Annotated in this window: 2 protein-coding genes; one reads left to right on the top strand and one right to left on the bottom strand. The window is 46.4% G+C overall.

What is annotated here, in order from left to right:
• The coding region (locus AC1DSE_RS34660; RefSeq protein ID WP_477529055.1) for a hypothetical protein at positions 1–227 on the bottom strand (227 nt) is incomplete at its 3' end.
• A gap of 277 nt (positions 228–504) precedes the next feature.
• Here AC1DSE_RS34660 and AC1DSE_RS34665 point away from each other — a divergent pair.
• The coding region (locus tag AC1DSE_RS34665; RefSeq protein WP_477529056.1) for a DEAD/DEAH box helicase at positions 505–2,009 on the top strand (1,505 nt) is incomplete at its 3' end.

The raw sequence follows: 2,009 nt of genomic DNA on the forward strand, positions 1-2,009 counted from the left end.
GTAGACTCCACATGCTCGCCGTTTCTAAGCTTTACGGTAACCTTGCTGCCATCACGGCCGATAACTTCTCCGACTTCCTTGACAGGGAATTTCGGATCATCCTTCGTTAGAACAAGCACGATATCGCCGATCGCCGTTTTACTCGTATCTGCATTTTTCCACGCATATCGATCCAAAAAGATTTTTTCACTAAGGCCCTCAAGCCGATTTCCACCAGACATCTCCATCGCAGCTGCTTCCTCCCTCATACTAACGTGCTGAAGGCATAGGTAAGATCAGATATGCTTTTAGCACAATATATTGTGTCATAAAACCATTATACTATACTACATATTGATTCACATGCTCGTTTGTGGCGAAATTTAGCAAACCTGTCCGCTTACATGCCCACTCTCGTTATATTGCTAGTCCATCCTCTTTTTTAAGCAGCATCTTATTAATATTAGATGAAAAGGCAATACTAATAACAACTTATCCCTTTTACTGCGGAAGGAGCTGTACTAGATGACATTTCAGACGACGCCRCAGGCTGCCTCAGGTGAAGCAGGCACTGCCGCCTTTACTTCTCGCAAGCTTCATCCTTTAGTTGAGCTGCAGCATGACCGCTCTTGGTTTGAAGAACTGCAAAACCGTTTAACAAAAGGCGGCCCATGGGATGATTGGACGTTATATCAGCTCGCTATGGAGGCCGAGCAAGCGAAACGAATTGAAAGCTTCGAAGAATTGTTATGCTTGCGATCTCTTCCAGCCTTCGAGCCTATGGCACATCAAATCAGCACAGCGCGCAAAGTGGTGCATGAGATGGGCGGCCGTGCGATTTTGGCCGATGAGGTTGGCCTTGGCAAAACGATTGAAGCAGGACTCGTGCTCAAAGAATATATTGTGCGCGGTTTAGCTAAGCGTATTCTCATTCTTGTCCCCGCTTCCCTTGTGCTTCAATGGGTGCGTGAGCTTAATCAGAAATTCGGCATCTCTGCCGTAGCCCAGAAGAAAGAGCATACATGGGGATATGATGTAGTTGTCGCTTCTATCGATACCGCAAAGCGTGATCCGCATCGCGAGATTGTGCTTGGAACAGATTATGACATCATCATCATCGATGAAGCACATAAGCTGAAAAACAAGAAAACGACGAACTATCAGTTTGCTAATCTTTTACGAAAAAAATATTGCTTGCTCCTTACGGCTACCCCTATCCAAAACGATATGGATGAGCTGTTCAATCTCATTACGCTGCTCAAGCCTGGTCAGCTCGGCGGTCAAAGTGAATTTGCAGCAAACTTTGTTGTCGACAAGCGGCTTCCGAAAAATGAAGATCAGCTGCAGGAAGCACTCTCTGGCGTCATGATTCGGAATCGGCGCGGGGACGGCGGCATTCATTTCACGAAACGTTTTGTCAAAAATATACCGCTTACTCTCTCAGAAGAAGAGAAAGCGCTGTACGACGCGGTGACGGGCTTCGTCAAGGAACGGTATGAAGAAAGCGGCGGCGATTTATCGAGCATGCTTTCACTCGTTACGCTTCAGCGTGAAGTATGCAGCAGCCGCGATGCGGTTTTTCTAACGCTTGTTAATCTATTTAAGAAAACGTCCGAGGACTCCCCTATGCGTCCAAAAATATGGGAGCTCGTAGAGAAAATTCGTAATATCAAAGCCAATACCAAAGCAGAAAAAGCGATGGAGCTTGTCAAAGAAATGGATGACAAGGTTATCATTTTCACTGAATACAGAGCTACTCAGGAATATTTGCTGCAGTTTTTCCGTGCTCAAAATATGATTGCCGTCCCTTATCGCGGCGGTATGAACCGCGGGAAAAAGGATTGGATGATGGATTTATTCCGCGGGCGCGCGCAAATCCTCATCGCAACGGAAGCTGGCGGCGAAGGGATAAACCTGCAATTTTGCCACCACATGATTAATTTCGATCTGCCTTGGAATCCAATGAGAGTCGAACAACGCATTGGACGGGTGCATCGCCTTGGGCAAACGGAAGACGTAAAAATCTACAA

This window comes from Paenibacillus sp. 01L418 (assembly GCF_056400045.1).